Here is a 15,186-nt window from a genome sequence, read left to right as displayed (position 1 = left end):
GTTGTGGATTTACTCGCCCAGCTAGATGAACTGGTTGCCAACGCCCCTGATCCTGCCACTGGGGCGGCGGTACAGGCGATCGCCCCTCTTCTTTACGAGGAAGCCCAGCGCTACGGCCAAACTGTTTACTACATTCTACAAACCCGCGATGGTCAGTGGCAGGTGATTACTCTTGAGGAACAGCACCCTCCCCATCGGCAAAAAAACGTTATCCACGCCTACGGCAGCAGGGCCATGGCTGAGGGCGCCTGCGATGAACAAGTGATTCCAGTGCCAATGCCAATTATTCCCCTTTTGTTTCAACTGTTGGCCGCAGAGCCAGTGGATAGTCTGATGATCCTTGAGGCAGATGGTGAGCGGGGCTGGGAAGTGGGGCGGGAATGGTTGTTGGCGCAAGTGCGCTCAATCCTCAGTGCCCCCCCAGATATGGCCTAGGACGGAAGCCGCTCACCGCGAATGGCCAAGTTTAATAGTTGCATTGGGTGGTAAATGGGCACTGGGCTACTCTGCTCTCGGAGATATTGCCGTAATTGCAGGGTGCAGCCCACATTGGCTGAGACAATGACATCGGGGCGAGTATGGAGAAGGTTGCGCACCTTCTGGCGCCCCAATTCCGCTGCTACTTCTGGCTGGAGAATGTTGTAAATCCCTGCACTGCCACAGCACAGTGCCGCATCGAGCGGTTCGTGCAGTTGCACTTGGGGAATTTGCCGCAGAAGTTGTCGCGGTTCAAGGCGAATTTTTTGGCCGTGGAGCATGTGACAGGCGTCTTGATAGACCAAGCGCAGGGGGCGATCGCTCAGAGGATGGAGTGGTGTCACCAAGCCCTGTTTGGCCAAAAAGACCTGTACATCCTCCACCTTTTGCCTAAAGTCATGGGCGCGATGATCAGCCGCCAAAAGACGGTGGTACTCCTTGAGGGTATGACCACAGCCAGAGGCATTGATCAAAACTGCCTCCACATCTGCGGCAGTAAAACAATCTATCATTTGGCGAGCAAGGGTTTGCGCCTGATCCTCCTCCCCTTGGTGATGGGGGAGAGCACCGCAGCAGCCCTGTTGGGTTGGTAATACTACCTCAAAGCCATTGGCACTTAAAACGGCAATTGTGGCTTCATTCACTTCAGGCAAAAAGAGCCGTTGCACACAGCCGAGAATGACCCCCACCCGTCCGCGTTTTTTTCCTTGGGCCGGCACTACTTCAGGAAAGCGATCCCGAAATGTTTTTAGCGAAAGGGAGGGCAGCATTTGATACATGGCTGCCAGAGATTTGGGGAGCAGGCGCTTGAGGAGTCCCAGTTGCTTTTCGAGGTTGGCCAAGCCTAGTTTTTGGTAGAGCCAGAGCGGCCAGAGGAGGGCGCGTAACCGCTGGGGGTAGGGCAGTGTTTGGAAAATAAACCAGCGCAGGAGGCGATCGCCCACAGGACGCTGATAATGGCGCTGTACTTGGACACGGGTAGCAGCAATCAACTTATCGTATTCAACCCCCGACGGACAGGTGGTGACACAGGCCAAGCAACCCAAGCAGGAATCAAAGTGTTGCACCGCCTCCGCAAGTTGGACTCGCCCCTCATTGATGGCATCCATTAGGTAAATACGGCCACGGGGGGAGTCCATTTCAGTGCCCAGTACTCGATAACTAGGACAAGTAGAAAGGCAAAACCCGCAGTGGACACAGGCATCAATGAGTTGGGGATCAGGCGGATGAGCCACAGGATCAGTTGCAGTCATTCGTGAGTATTAAAACCTGCCTAAAGGTTGCCGACAAAAACGCCAGTGCTAAAGACACCCGTTGCATCCAATTGTTGCTTAAGATTCCGCATCAATTCAAGGGCATTGCCGCGATAGTCCCAAGGATCCAGTTGCTGCTTCAGGCTCAGGGGTGCCGCCAAGACGGTGACATAGCCCCGTGGTAGCTCTTGGCGCAGCCTGAGAATAAGTTGACGGAGGTGATTGTCTTGGCCGTGGAGATAGACATAACCGACCCCTGCACTCATTTCGCCTCGGCACTCGCAGGCTAATTCGGTTGCCAATTGCTGAAGCTGGGTGAGGGCAGGCAACATCTTCTGCAAAGGCACGCCGATTTTGAGAATCACTTGATCGGGAGTGGGGTTGAGGGTAATGCCTAGGGGGTTTTGGCGTTCAAGTTGCAAATCATAGATCTGGGCAATGCGACGCAGGCGATCGCCCAACGTGCCCAGGACAAGCACTTCCCGCAGGGTGTGAAACTCCAATTCCAGTAAAAGTCTTCCCGTTGCTTCAAGGCGTAGGACACAGCGAGCAGGGGCAAGGGAACTGCCTAAAATTGCCGCCAGTCCGCCCGCTAGGGCAGTGACCTCTCCCTGGAGCTGCCAAATTTGCACTGCATCGGGTAGCGGATACACCCGCAGAGTCACTTCCGTTAGAATTCCTAGGGTGCCGTAGCTGCCAATGAGCAGCTTCATAAGGTCATAGCCAGCTACATTTTTGACGACGCGCCCCCCTGCTTTAACGATTTGGCCATCACTGCGAATGAACTTGACCCCCAAGAGTTGATCGCGCCATGACCCATACCGCTGCCGCAACGTACCATTGCTTTGGGTTGCCAAGCAGCCGCCAAGGGTAGCTGTTTCCCGAAAGAGGGGGTCTGCTGCAATCCACTGCCCTGCTGCTGCTAGGCGCCGCTGGAGTTGTTGAAAAGGAATGCCCACTTGGGTAGTAACGGTCATATCCGCTGCCGCATGATCTATGAGCTTGTGCCATGCGGTTGTCCGCAGAAAAATATCTGCCTTGGGGGTGTTCCCCAGCCAGTTGAGTTTGGTTCCTGCGCCAATGGGCAATACCCGCCAGCCTTCGCGCTGGGCACAGGCAACCACGGCTGCCCCCTCTGCAGGGGTGGGGGGAGTCACCAGCAGGGCATGCTCAGGGAGATAGGGACGCAAGTGGGGGGCGCGATCGCCCAATTCCGCAAGGGAGTGAACCGCTGCATCCCCTAACAGGGCGGTCAACGTTTGTTTCATGGATTGCGGGTGGGCAGTTCAAAGACAAACCCTTCGTAGTATAAAAGTTGACCATCCTCACTTTTGACAGGGCGGGCGCATTCACAAATAGTGGTGACGGTTTGATCAGCACGATACACTTTGGAGACTAAGTTGCGCACAACGCCGTGGGATTGAATTTGCTGTTGGAATTTTACCCAAGAGCTGTCGTCAACATAGGGTCGTTTGTTGTGGTGTTCAATATCTGCTAGCCAATCTTCAGCATCGGCGTAACCATAGATACGCGCCAAGGCATTGTTGACTTTGAAGTAAACCCCCTCCGGGGAACTTTGGTAAATCCCAACCACGGCTTCGTCAAACATCTGCCGGTACTGCTCTTGAGCTGCTTGCAGTGAGCAGACCAAGTCACGCCGCTCTTCAGCAATTTCCTGCAACTGTTGGTTTTGCTTTTGCAACAGGGCATTCTTTTGCCGCAGTTTCCGCTGCAGGAGGGCGATCGTTAACTGGTTTTTTACCCGTGCGAGCACTTCTGCCTGTTGAAAAGGTTTGGTGATGTAGTCAGCGCCACCCATCTCAAAGGCCTTGACTTTGTCAAACACATCATCGAGGGCACTAATGAAAATAATTGGGATATCCTTGGTCTTGGGATTTTCTTTGAGGGTTTGACAGACCTCGTAGCCATTCATATCGGGCATCATGATGTCCAACAGGATCACATCTGGAGGTTCGGCCTCAATGCCCATAAGTGCCATTTGGCCACTGATGGCACAGCGCACATCGTAGCCTTCAAGTTGCAGCAGCGTGGTTAAAACTTCAACATTTTCGGGGGTATCATCGACAATTAAAATGCGACCAGCCCCTGAGTCAAAGAGGTCGGTGCTCATGCACGGGTCTCCCAATGGCGATCGTTTGTCAGCGCCCTGACATTCCCCATCCTATCAAATTTTTTTCTGAGTGTAGGCATCGCTAGTCACTGCAAAATGGGCTAGATCGCCAATACCTCATTTCCCTGTAGGATGGTGGTGACCCACAGCGGCAACGACAATCAATGACAACCAATTGGGAAAACTTTCGCAAAAACCTTGGAGAGTGGCATGGCTCGTTTACGGCTATCAGCCCTACAGGAGAAGTGGGAACCTCGGTGCCGTCAATTTTGATCCTTGCCGATACTGCTGACGGTCAGCGGGTGCGGTTTGAACTGCGACGCTTTGGCAATGGCCTCGATCAACCCCCCACCAGTGAAACGGTGCAGGAGTATGCCACTATTGGTCGCCAAAATGTCTTTTTTCCAACGGGCGCCTTTTCTAAGGGGTCGTTGCAGGTGGCACCCTTTGCGGAGTTTGGTGCCGAGTATGGATTTGTGATGGGCGATCGCCGACTGCGGTTTGTCCAACTCTTTGACAAAAATCAGCACCTGCAATCCATGACCCTGATTCGGGAGTTTCGTGCCCACAGTAATGCCATTGAACGTCCCCCCTTAACTGTGGATCAACTCCTAGGCGAATGGCGCGGTACGGCCTACACCGTCTATGCCGACTGGCGATCGCCCACGGAAACTGCAACCCGCCTTACCCTCTGGCGCGAAGGGGACTGTCTCCACCAAGTGCTGCAAACCCCCGACCATAGGGTGGAAACAACCGCCACAATTGCCGGCTCGCGCCTTCTCTTTCAGGATACGGAACACCCCAAGCAGCTTGTGTTGCTACCCGATGGCACCTCTAGCCTTACACCGCTGCAAGTATCCTTTCGTCAGCCCTTCTTTGTTGAGGTGGGCTGGTTGTGGGCGCAGGGGCAACGGCAGCGCCTCATTCGTACCTATGGCGATCGCGGTGAGTGGGTGAGTGCAACGCTCGTTGTCGAAGAACAGATACACTAAGCATCCCCAGCAGGAGGGGGAGCACCCAATCTCCATAGCGGGTATAGAGGGTTTGGGTCTGGCGACGGAAAATTGTTGCTGCATGAAGCACAAATTCATCGGTATCTGAGAGCCAAACGGTTTCCCCCGTAGGCGCAATCACCGCAGAAAGACCTGTATTCGTCGAGCGCACCAGCCAGCGATCGCCCTCTACAGCGCGCAATACATCGTGGCCATGGTGTTGGCTCATTAGTTGGCGGCGGTAGGGGTCATTGTTGGCAAGACTGAGGATAAACTGTCCGCCGTGAACCAGTTGCCAGCGACTGCGGTGGGAAAAGGCAGATTCAAAGCAAATCAGGACAACGGCCTTGCCCCAAGGGGTGGCAAACACTTGCTCAGGATCCCCCGGCAACAGGCGCGATCGCAACGTGGACAACCGCTGCACCACCCCTGAGAGCCAGTCGGGAATGTATTCCCCTAGCAGAACAAGGTGAACTTTACTATAGCGACTGTAAATCTCCCCGTTGCTATCGAGCGTTAAAAGCACCTGCTGATGTCCCCCCGCCGTCTCCATAAACGTTCCCAACCACAGGGGCACCCCTGCCTCCCGCACTGCGCTGGTGAGGGGATTCATTTGCCGGGGGTGCCAGAGAACTGGCAGTGCCCCCTCAGGGGTTAAAACGGCATCCACTCCCAAAGTTACAAGTTGGCGATAGCCACGGCGGTAGTTCTGCCAAGCACGGCGGATTCCCTCTGGGGTCAGCTTTTCCCGTGTGGGGATGTTGCCTTGGATTAAACCCACCCGCAGAGGTTCCCCTTGATCTGCTGTGACACTGACGCCTAAAACCCCATTGAGGGCGATTGCTCCGGCAAGAGTAATCGCAAGCCAGCCCCTTGCTCCTGCTTGCCGCTGCAGACTAAGGGCGACCAAGCCATTGAGGGTTATGACGACGGCTGTAATTGTGGTGGGTCCGCCAAGCCGACCCAGTTGCACCAGTCCCGTTGGACTTTGGGTTAAGGATAAGCTAATCCACCACAGGGGCGAATAGCTCCAGAGGGCTTCGAGGGCGCACCAGAGCGTCACCCCCCACAGAAGTTGCCAAGGTGCGGATCGCCGCACGCCATAGCGTGCCATCAAAAATGCCCAAAGACCACTGAGGACTGCTCCCCAAATGCTCAAGAAAAGCCAGATTCCCCGTGAAATTAACCAACTGGGCACAGGGGCAATGCCAATCCATGTCAGGGGATGCAGATCCCACACCCAAACTAAGCTGCTGCCGTAGAATCCCAGTCCCCAGCACAGTCCTGCGATTGCTGCCCCCAAGGGAGATAAGACTTGACACTGACACCACAGGGGCACAATTCCTAAAAAGGCGAAGAACCACCAACTCACTGGCGGTAGTGCCAACTGCATTCCCCAGCCCGCGAGGCTGAAACCAACGAACAGCAGCCACCTAGGCAATACTTTGGCGTTTGCGTTGCTCTTTGGGGGAAGGAGCCACATGCCAGTGTCCTGCTTTAATGAGTTCCCGCTCCAGTAAAGCAAAAAAGCGTTGGCGATCGCTGCTGCGCACAACGGCTAAATTGTGGGCTTCTGCCAGTGCCACAGGATAGCCGTGGCCTTTTGCAATCTGGGCTGCCGTCAACGCGACCGCCTGTTGCCATAGCTCTGCATCCTGTGCTACCCATTGGGGAACTTCCAAGCGCACCACTTCAGAGCCCCCATGGAGATAGGCAACGTAGATGCGGTGTTCACCGTAGTGCGCCAGAATACGACTGTGGCTGCGCCAGAGGGGGCTGTACTGTTGCGGCTGCAAGTGAGCTTGCCAAAGGAGAACATCCCGCAATGGCTCAAAGACCTGACAGGGTAGGCGATCGCCCGCCATCTGCGGACTGAGTTGATTGCTCTGACCACAGTGGAGACGACAGTTGGGTTCAGGGTAGGGACAAACCCCCAAACGCAGAAAATTCACAGTTTCATGGCTGCGGGAGGCGCTGACATAGCCCACAAGGGGGATTCTTTGAGCGCGCAATTGATCCCATGCAGCCAAAATGGGAGTCAGCAGTTCCTCGCGCCCCATGGGCGGCAGCGATTCCCAAAACCAGAAAATGAGTGACCCATCCAACAGTGCCAAACTAGGGGTGGTCGGGGGATAAGTTTGAATCAACTCCACGAGGGCAAGAATTTCCGCTTGGGTGCGGCGGTAGCGTAACCAGTCCTCAGTGGTGAGTCCCCAGCTCCGCGATCGCCCCAATTCATTGGGGTCATAAATCAGTTGGGGCACACTGTCTAAATGTGGCCGCTGTCCTTGGCCGTAGGCGATCGCCACTCGTCCCACATTAATTAAATAGCAATAGGCAATTTCATGGTGACTAGGGGCAATCTGCGAGCCATCAACTGCAAAGATAGTGTGCTGGCTGGGGGCAGGGGAAACAGGATACCGAACAGTCGGGGGTTCAAGGGGTTCAGCCACACTAAAGGGAAAGGCCTCCCCCCACTGTTCAATTGCTTGGCAATAGGTGTCTAAAGTATCGGCCATGGCTGTGAGCACCTCAAGGGCATGGGTCTGTCTCTGTTGGCTAGCGATCGCCCCCTGACGGATAGCCTGACCCACCCTACCCATTTGGGCAGCAACTTTGACCAAATCCAGCACTGTTTTCTTATCTCTACCAAAACCTTATTCCAATACTAGACCTAAATAACATCTCAATAATTGCTTAATGTCAGCAGTTTGGCTGACGCATTTTTGCAGTACCAGCAGAGAATCTCTCTTCTGCCTTGTCCTTTCCCCCTCGGAGTGACAAGTAGGACTGATTCAGCAATCGCCCCAACAACTCAAGTCTCCTCAGTTTCAGCAGCAATTCTGTGGTTGCCTGTGGATGCTCAATCACAACCCAAGTATGAACCAAGTATTAACTAAGTGTTAATTTCCCATCGGTCTATGCGATGGGGTAGTTCATTTATTTAAGTGAATTCTAAGATTTATTACAATTGGCAATTGCGAGTAAGTTTGGTGGTCGCTAGGGGTACGATCAAAGGTAGCCCTATAGATTCACTATAGTTTTTTGCAAGAATTGAACATGCTTAAAACTTCCATAGAGTAAGATTTAGATAACCTACACTTTAGAAAGCTACTGTATCCTTTCCTGAGGACATGAGGCATTAAAATTCATCAATTAATGTCCCTTTATGATTGAAAGTTCAACCATTTTCTAACAGGAAGGGAGATATGAAAATTGGTGAATTACTGCTGAAAGCAGCCTTAATCAACCCTAGTCAGCTGCAAGTGGCCTTGATGGAGAAAAACATTTATGGTCACCTGCGCCTCGGGGAAATTCTTGTCCTCCACGGTTGGCTCTCCCAGAAAACTGTTGATTTTTTTGTTGAAGAATGGCCTAAACTGATCCAAGATAAAGAAAAACGTCCGCTTGGTTTTTACCTCAAAAAGGCCAGCTTATTGACCGAGGAACAAATTCAGCAAATTCTCAAAGAACAGTGGCAGACCAGCTATCGTTTTGGCGCTTTAGCTGTCCTCAATGGCTGGGTAAAACAGGAAACAGTAAACTTTTTCCTGCAATATGTAAACCCCGATGCCCTCCAAGAAAGCAGCCGCATCGAAAAGGCGCTGCGGGAAAATCCGAGGGAATCAAGGGGGTCTTCCCAGTTCCATTCGTTCAAACTAGTTCACAAGCAACTGAAGCAGGATTTGATTGATCCAGAGGATTTAGCGGAATTCGACCTTCACTTTGATGAGAACCAGTGGTTAACTCCGACAAAAACACCACAGCAGAATCCAGTAAAAACTCGCATGAGAGGTCACCCCATGCGAGGCTAATTTTCAATCCTTATTGAAAGAGGACACGCCTGTCTGTACGTTAACTCATTGTGGCAGGACTGCGGTCATAGCTGGTCCACAACTGGGGCTTAATTTTGCCCTGAATTTGGTTCCAGTAATGACCTGCAGCTACAGGTAATCCCATTTGGGCAATCATCCGTGTCAGGAGGGACTGTTCGCGGTTTTTGATCACTTGGTGGTGATGGGTGAGAATCACTCGTGAAAGTTGATTGAGATCAAGGGCTGGCATGTTCACTTCAGTAGCTGTGTGGCCATTGGGAGTTGACATCGTATTCACAACTGCTGCGGGGTTTGTACGGTAGGCAACGCCACGATAGATTAAATCCCGCACGGGCTGAGCTGGGGGATTCACTGCATGGGTGCAGTGGTAATTCCAACCCCGATATTTTGCAACAACATCGGTTGCTTCGGTGCGTACCGCCGGAGGAACGTAATCGTATTGAACGCCGCGATAGGTCAGTGTGGTTGTCATCGTCATCGCCCCAAATTGTTTGCGTAAGTGGTTTTTGTCAACTGAGGCGCGTTCCTTCGGGACAACTGCCCTACTTCCGTCTTCGCTTCTGTCCCAAATTTTTGGGCGCTTCTTAGCGAAGATGAACGATTTATTTCTGTATCTAAATTAACAGTTTTGCTACTATGAATGCAAGTGGTTACAAAAATTTACACTCAAAAAACCTCCCCTATTTCGAGGGGAGCCTAAATAGGGTGGGATGGAAATGTACTCAAGTCTCAGCAGCGTTGATAAGAATGATGTGGCGATCGCGATCGTAGGTAAGCCACTGCTCCTCTTTGAGCTTGCCTAGAAGGCGAGTCATCGTTACCCGACTTGTCCCAATGGCTGTTGCCAGTTGCTGATGGGTAAGGCGAACACTGTAGCGCGTACCCAAGGGATGGGGTTGACCAATTTCTTGCTTCAACAGCAAAAGTAAATGGCGCAATCGATCCTCAATCCGACGATGGCTGGTAATTCCGAGGAGACCTTCTGCTTGAGACAGGCGACGGGCAAGACCGCGTACAAGACTTTGGGTCAAGTTGGGAGAGGATTCCACTTCCATTAGGGTAAAGAGCATCAGCTCCACTTTGGACAGTGCTTTGGCCTGGTAAGCGGTTAGACGGGTCAAGGGTAAACCAAAGGCGGTTCCCGGTGTAGCCAGCCCAACCACCACTTCCTCGCCCTCAGGATGAAGCAGATTTAACAGCACAACGCCACGGCTGACCAACCAAATTCGCTCCGGCTCCATCCAGATGCTCTCACCTACGCTAAAGAGGTGAACCCGAGCAGAGGAACGCCAGCGTTCCTCCACAGGGGGAATGATCGCAGCAGTGGAAACGTTTGCCATGGCAGCAGAACCTCAAGCAAAGGAACCAACACCTAGGTGCAACCCCAAGAGATTGGTTGTTTTTCCAACATTCCCAGTGCCTGTGTTCTGGGTAACGTTAGTCAAAACTGCCTATTAGGTTAAGGGGCAAACGTAAAGATGAGATAATCCTTAGCTCAAGATAGGGTTAAAGTTTGATTGCCAAAGCAGAAATTGCCTCCAGCAGCCCCCGTGCTTTATTCAGGGTTTCTTCATATTCCCGTTGGGGATCGGAGTCAGCCACAATGCCAGCACCCGCTTGCACGTGAATGAGATGTTCGTCCTCAGTAAGGGGTTGCACCACCATTGTGCGAATGGCAATGGCCGTGTTGAGCTGACCTTCAAAGTCATAGTAACCATAGGCACCCGAGTAGGGGCCACGGCGGCAGCCCTCCAATTCATGAATAATCTCCATCGCCCGGATTTTGGGGGCACCACTCACTGTCCCAGCGGGGAAACAGGCTTGAAGTAAGTCCCATGCCGTTTTGTTGGGTAGTAGCTCTCCCACCACATTGCTGACAATGTGCATGACATGGGAGTAGCGCTCAATCACCATAAATTCTTCAACGCTGACACTCCCTTGACAACACACGCGCCCCAAATCATTACGCCCCAAATCAACCAGCATGACATGTTCAGCCACTTCTTTGCTGTCAGCGAGGAGTTCTGCGGCAAGTTGCTGATCTTCGGCGTGGGTGTGCCCCCGCTTGCGAGTGCCGGCAATGGGACGCACAGTGGCAAGAAAAGACCCGGTTTTTTCAGGGTGGTGCTCCGCCTTGACCATTATTTCTGGGCTGGAGCCAATGAGTTGCCATGTGCCAAATTGAAAGTAGGCCATGTAGGGGGAAGGGTTAATCAGGCGCAAGGAGCGATAAAGGGCAAAGGGATCGCCGCTATAGGTGGCACTGAGGCGTTGGGAGAGAACGACTTGGAAAATGTCGCCGGCGCGGATGTAGTCCTTGGCACGCTCCACGTTGGCACGGAAGGCTTCAGGAGTAATGTTGCTGGTGTAACTGGGGGTCTGACGACTGGGCTGCCAGTGGAGTTGGGTCGCCTCGGCGGGAATACGGGTTTGGAGTTTACTCAAAAGCCGCTCTAGGCGATCGCCTGCGTGGGTATAGGCCGTTTTCAAATCGGTGTTGCGGATATCGGCATAGACCACTGCCCAAATTTTCCGCTTCACTTGGTCAAAGATAAGAATTTGATCCACCTGCATCCATACGCCATCGGGCAAGTCTCTTGCGGTAGGGGAATGAATGGGAACCCGTGGCTCAATCCACTGAATGAGTTCATAGCCCCAAAAACCAAAAAGCCCGCCAATGCCCCCCGGCAGTTGGGGTAGCTTCACGGGTTGATAGGGTGCAAGACAACTGGCCAAAATCGTGAAGGGGTTGCCAGTAAATGTGGTTACAGCGCCGTTGCGATGGGTTTGGGTCGTTTGGTTGCCTCGTGTTTCTAGTACCCACAACGGATCACAACTGAGGAGGCTATAGCGAGCTAGTTGTTCGCCCCCCTCAACGGACTCCAGCAAAAAGTTGTAGGGGCGATCGCGACAGACCCGATACCAAGCCGACACGGGCGTATCCATATCCGCCACCCACTCCTGATAGATAGGGATGAAATTCCCCTCCTTGGCGAGCTGACAAAAGGTCGAAAAATCGGGGTACATGGTTGCGTCAGTGAAAACCTTTTTATTGTCCCTGTGAACTACCGCTACAGAAGTGTTGAACGATAGATTGAGAGACTAGAAAAAAGGGAATGAAGTGGTGTATTCTTCCCTTAAAAAGAAGAAAAAGGAAAATTTTACTGTTGCATCCTTTGGCAAGATTGTCAAGTCTATCCTCAAACACCTCAGCCCTTACGACTCTCCTGTGTTGAACTTACAACTGCTGTTCAAAATCTGGCTGACCTATGTTCTAGACCACAGCTTGAACAGCATGAGAGCTTTGTTTTATCACCTGAATTGGTCAGGAATACAGGTGGACATGTCCACCTTTTCCAAAGCTAACAAAACATGAACGACAGAGTGCTTTGCCAAAATTGACAAAGACTTAATTTCAAAAGTAAAACGGAAGCATAGGAGTGATTTTTCCCATCGATTCTAAACTACTGAATGGGTTCAGTATTATAGAGAACTTGACGAGTCAGCCGTCAGGCATGACCTGAGCTTTCCAGGGGAAGTGATAGAAACGACCCCTGAGAATGCGGTAGCGATAATGGATAGAGGCTTTGCGAGTTTGTGATGTTGATAGCAAGACAGAGTTTTAGATAGCGACAAATCTTTGGAGTCTGACGGATGAGGAAGTAGCTGAACTGTATCGACAATGATGAGCAATTAAGAATGCACTTATCGTTGGAGCGGTTGCTGACGAAGAGTTGGACTGGGATCGTCAACTAAATATACATGGTCTTGATTGCGTATTTAATTCTAGAGCCAGTGAACATACCGGAATACTTTGGGAAGAAACGGTTAGACAAGTTGAGATATTGGCAATTAGAACTCAGTCGGCGATGTTCAATAGTGCATTGGAGCTTTGATTGGCACCTAGGGCTACGTGTGGCCTCTCGCATTCGCTCGACGCAGGCTGAGAGTGTTAAGTTTTATTACAGGATTCAATACTTCTGGGCATTGCCATAGCTCAATGGTGCGCTTGTTTTTTTCAGATACACCCGCAACTACGCTAGAATAGCGGCAATGCCCTTGGAGGGAGGCCCATGTCCCTGAAACTTACCCTAAACTCTACCCTACGTTTTTGGTTCAGTGTGTTGCTGGTCACTTGGTTGCTGGGGCTACTGGGGCTAGGCTGGTTAGTACAATCCTTTTTGGTGCTGTTTTTAATCTTAATGTTGACCCCTGTGCTCCTTTTTGTGGGGTTGCAACTTTGGGTTCGCTGGAAGCTGGTGACGGCGGCCTGTCCAGTGTGTGGTTTTGAATTTAGCAGTTTGAATAATACTCAAACCCAATGTCCCGCCTGTGGCGAAGTTTTGAGGGTGCGCGATCGCCAGTTTCAACGATTGGCTCCTCCTGGCACCATTGATGTCCAAGCAGTAGAAGTCAGTCACGCGGTGATTGAGGACTAGCCACAATGGTATGATTAGCCCAAGATTGCTGGTCGCTGGCAAAATGCCCGATGCAACAATCCCCATCTATGACCAAATTTGTTACAGGATGCCCTATGCGACAACTTAACTTTGTAATGATATTTGTCATTGGCTTGGGCTTGGTTCTCTTTAGTATTCAAAATACAGATCCCGTTAGTATTAAGTTCTTTGAAGGAAAGGTGATTCAAGCCCCATTGTGCATTGAACTCATTGTGGCCATGGGCATTGGGGCTGTCTTTGCTTGGGTCTTCAACGTCTGGGTACAGGTGCAGCGCATCTTTACAATTCGGATGGAAATGGAAGCCCGCGATGAGCAAATTGCCCACCTTGAGGAGGATGTGGAACGCTACAAAGCCGCCCTTGAAGAACAACAACGCCTTCTGCCGAGTGTCAGCAGTGCCTCGACAGAAAAGTAGTCTAAGGCCTTGAAAATTCGTTAGGCTAGAAAGTGATTAACTTTTGTTATTTTGTGTTAATTGGGCGTGTCCTATGGCTGCATCTCTGGCTGTTGAAAAGAAAAAGTTAAAAAATCCGCCCCTACAATTGCACTACTTGGGCGATCGCGTACTGCGTCAGCCCGCCAAACGGGTTTCTAAGGTTGATGAAAGTATTCGCGATATTGCGCGGAAAATGCTGCAAACCATGTACAGTGCCGATGGTATTGGCTTGGCGGCACCACAAGTCGGCATCAACAAGCAAATTCTCGTCATTGACATTCATCCCGATGACCCTGAAGCAGAGCCGTTGGTGATGATTAACCCCGTCATCAAGGACTTCAGTGAAGACCTTGAGGTGTGCCAAGAGGGGTGCCTGAGTATTCCGGGGGTTTACCTAGAGGTGCGGCGTCCAGCTATGGTGGAGGTGGCCTACAAAGATGAGTGGGGGCGTCCCCAACTGATCCTGGCGGGAGGGCTGCTTGCTCGGGCAATCCAGCACGAAATTGATCACCTGACGGGAGTGATGTTTGTCGATCGCGTGGAAAACCAAGCATTGCTACGCCATGAACTCAGTGAGCATGGGTTTACCGCCAGTGCTGTACGTCCCATTGCTGCCTAAGGAACCTGGAGGGTCATTGTCTGTGGCCAAGAGTTATCTATACCTATTGGGTGCCTGTGTGGCAGCGATCGCCACGGTGGGGAGCCTTTTTGAACTGAGTTCTGGGGAGGCTCAGTTGGGTACTGTACCGACCACTGTGATTTTGCTCCTCAGTGTGCCCCTTGGTTTAGCAGCCTTTATAATGGCTGTGCGCCTTGGTCGTGCCAGCGATCGCCCTTAAATTAAAATGCTAGTGCGTAGAACTTGCTATGACACTCACCTACCCTGACGATCTCCAATATCTCGACAGCCATGAGTACCTGCGCCTTGAGGGCGATACGGCCACCCTCGGCATCAGTGCCTTTGCTGTCGATCAACTGGGAGACATTGTCTTTGTCGAGTTGCCCGCCGTTGGCGATACTCTAGAAACCGGTGAACGCTTTGGCAGCATTGAATCCGTCAAGGCCGTTGAAGATCTCTATGCCCCCTTAACGGGAACTGTGGTTGCCGTCAATCAGGCGGTCATTGACAACCCAGAGCAAATTGCTGCCGATCCCTACGGCGAGGGGTGGTTGGTGAAGGTGCAAGTCAGTACCCCGCCGACAGGACTTCTCTCAGCAGCGGATTATCGTGCCCTTGTGGAAGGAGCTTAGGTGGCAACGAACGCCTTGCAAGGCCTTGCGGATACCCTCTTGACGGTGGTGGCCAGTCTGGGAGCTGCTATTTTCCTCACTCACTTGATTCAGTATTTGGTGCGAACCGAAGTCTATACCTACCCCGATCAACTCTAGGGTGGACTGCCCCTCACCTTAAGACGGGGAGATATTGCCCTGCGCACCAGCCAGTTCATTATCTTTAGTCGCTGTGGTCTTGATGATTGCCCTGACCTATTGGGTCAAAGGGACGCGTATGGGGAAAGGATTGCAAGCTGTAGCCGAAAATCCCGCCGCCGCCACATTACTGGGTGTTGATGGCGATCGCCTGATTCAAGTGACATTTTTT

Annotated in this window: 17 protein-coding genes, 2 pseudogenes and 1 riboswitch; of the genes and pseudogenes, 11 read left to right on the top strand and 8 right to left on the bottom strand. The window is 51.9% G+C overall.

What is annotated here, in order from left to right:
- Positions 1–3 precede the first annotated feature (3 nt).
- Positions 4–435, top strand: a complete 432-nt coding sequence (locus P3X23_RS06425) for a hypothetical protein (RefSeq protein WP_300874375.1) — start codon at positions 4–6, stop codon at positions 433–435.
- Here P3X23_RS06425 and P3X23_RS06420 read toward each other — a convergent pair.
- Genes P3X23_RS06420 through P3X23_RS06410 form a run of 3 tightly spaced genes read right to left on the bottom strand, consistent with a single transcriptional unit; the run spans position 432 to position 3,861 of the window.
- Positions 432–1,730, bottom strand: coding sequence for a heterodisulfide reductase-related iron-sulfur binding cluster (locus tag P3X23_RS06420; RefSeq protein WP_300874372.1), 1,299 nt, complete (start codon positions 1,728–1,730; stop codon positions 432–434). The genes P3X23_RS06425 and P3X23_RS06420 overlap by 4 nt on opposite strands.
- 20 nt (positions 1,731–1,750) lie before the next feature.
- Entirely contained in the window at positions 1,751–2,998 is a 1,248-nt protein-coding gene (locus P3X23_RS06415) for an FAD-binding oxidoreductase (RefSeq protein WP_300874369.1), read from the bottom strand.
- The gene (locus tag P3X23_RS06410; RefSeq protein ID WP_300874367.1) at positions 2,995–3,861 is read right to left on the bottom strand and encodes a response regulator; all 867 of its coding nucleotides are present in this window, start codon (positions 3,859–3,861) and stop codon (positions 2,995–2,997) included. The genes P3X23_RS06415 and P3X23_RS06410 overlap by 4 nt, the downstream gene beginning before the upstream one ends.
- A 164-nt stretch (positions 3,862–4,025) precedes the next feature.
- Between P3X23_RS06410 and P3X23_RS06405 the strand changes: the two genes are divergently transcribed.
- The gene (locus P3X23_RS06405) at positions 4,026–4,853 is read left to right on the top strand and encodes a DUF3598 family protein (protein WP_300874364.1); all 828 of its coding nucleotides are present in this window, start codon (positions 4,026–4,028) and stop codon (positions 4,851–4,853) included.
- Here the strand turns inward: P3X23_RS06405 and lnt are convergent.
- Positions 4,783–6,246 (bottom strand): apolipoprotein N-acyltransferase, encoded by a 1,464-nt coding sequence (lnt, locus tag P3X23_RS06400; RefSeq protein ID WP_300874361.1) that lies wholly within the window; start codon positions 6,244–6,246, stop codon positions 4,783–4,785. The two genes, P3X23_RS06405 and lnt, sit on opposite strands and share 71 nt — an antisense overlap.
- Positions 6,247–6,286: 40 nt before the next feature.
- Positions 6,287–7,486: a DNA double-strand break repair nuclease NurA gene (locus P3X23_RS06395; protein ID WP_300874359.1), complete on the bottom strand. Its 1,200-nt coding sequence runs from the start codon at positions 7,484–7,486 to the stop codon at positions 6,287–6,289.
- A 576-nt stretch (positions 7,487–8,062) separates the two neighbouring features.
- Here P3X23_RS06395 and P3X23_RS06390 point away from each other — a divergent pair.
- Positions 8,063–8,668 carry a hypothetical protein gene (locus tag P3X23_RS06390; protein ID WP_300874357.1) on the top strand — a complete coding sequence of 202 codons (606 nt, stop codon included), beginning with the start codon at positions 8,063–8,065 and terminating at the stop codon, positions 8,666–8,668.
- 40 nt (positions 8,669–8,708) lie between these two features.
- On the opposite strand, the gene P3X23_RS06385 is transcribed toward P3X23_RS06390, so the two are convergent.
- From P3X23_RS06385 to trpE, 3 genes are all read right to left on the bottom strand, one after another.
- Entirely contained in the window at positions 8,709–9,161 is a 453-nt protein-coding gene (locus P3X23_RS06385) for a DUF4278 domain-containing protein (RefSeq protein WP_300874355.1), read from the bottom strand.
- A gap of 45 nt (positions 9,162–9,206) precedes the next feature.
- Positions 9,207–9,291, bottom strand: a riboswitch (Glutamine riboswitch).
- 120 nt (positions 9,292–9,411) lie between these two features.
- The gene (locus P3X23_RS06380; protein WP_300874352.1) at positions 9,412–10,029 is read right to left on the bottom strand and encodes a Crp/Fnr family transcriptional regulator; all 618 of its coding nucleotides are present in this window, start codon (positions 10,027–10,029) and stop codon (positions 9,412–9,414) included.
- A 166-nt stretch (positions 10,030–10,195) separates the two neighbouring features.
- Positions 10,196–11,716: an anthranilate synthase component I gene (gene trpE, locus P3X23_RS06375; RefSeq protein WP_300874350.1), complete on the bottom strand. Its 1,521-nt coding sequence runs from the start codon at positions 11,714–11,716 to the stop codon at positions 10,196–10,198.
- 97 nt (positions 11,717–11,813) lie between these two features.
- Between trpE and P3X23_RS06370 the strand changes: the two are divergent.
- The 8 genes and pseudogenes from P3X23_RS06370 to P3X23_RS11970 all read left to right on the top strand — a co-directional run.
- Positions 11,814–12,056 (top strand): annotated as a pseudogene (locus P3X23_RS06370) (hypothetical protein); the annotation flags it as partial.
- 706 nt (positions 12,057–12,762) lie between these two features.
- Positions 12,763–13,128, top strand: a complete 366-nt coding sequence (locus P3X23_RS06365; protein ID WP_300874348.1) for a hypothetical protein — start codon at positions 12,763–12,765, stop codon at positions 13,126–13,128.
- Positions 13,129–13,223: 95 nt separating this feature from the next.
- A complete protein-coding gene (locus P3X23_RS06360; protein ID WP_300874346.1) occupies positions 13,224–13,565 on the top strand; it encodes a LapA family protein in 342 nt (113 codons plus the stop codon).
- A gap of 73 nt (positions 13,566–13,638) precedes the next feature.
- A complete protein-coding gene (def, locus tag P3X23_RS06355) occupies positions 13,639–14,205 on the top strand; it encodes a peptide deformylase (protein ID WP_300874343.1) in 567 nt (188 codons plus the stop codon).
- Positions 14,206–14,227: 22 nt separating this feature from the next.
- A complete protein-coding gene (locus P3X23_RS06350) occupies positions 14,228–14,425 on the top strand; it encodes a hypothetical protein (RefSeq protein ID WP_300874340.1) in 198 nt (65 codons plus the stop codon).
- Positions 14,426–14,453: 28 nt separating this feature from the next.
- Positions 14,454–14,837 carry a glycine cleavage system protein GcvH gene (gcvH, locus tag P3X23_RS06345; RefSeq protein ID WP_300874337.1) on the top strand — a complete coding sequence of 128 codons (384 nt, stop codon included), beginning with the start codon at positions 14,454–14,456 and terminating at the stop codon, positions 14,835–14,837.
- On the top strand, positions 14,838–14,975 hold the full coding sequence (locus P3X23_RS06340; RefSeq protein WP_300874334.1) for a hypothetical protein: 138 nt from the start codon (positions 14,838–14,840) through the stop codon (positions 14,973–14,975). It abuts the gene before it with no gap.
- 82 nt (positions 14,976–15,057) lie between these two features.
- A pseudogene (locus P3X23_RS11970) lies at positions 15,058–15,186 on the top strand (branched-chain amino acid ABC transporter permease); the annotation flags it as partial.

The sequence above is a fragment of the Thermosynechococcus sp. Uc genome (assembly GCF_029335995.1).
Classification (GTDB): domain Bacteria; phylum Cyanobacteriota; class Cyanobacteriia; order Thermosynechococcales; family Thermosynechococcaceae; genus Thermosynechococcus.
The sequence above is the reverse complement of the archived record's forward strand: the minus strand, read 5'-3'. Positions and strand labels throughout refer to the sequence as shown.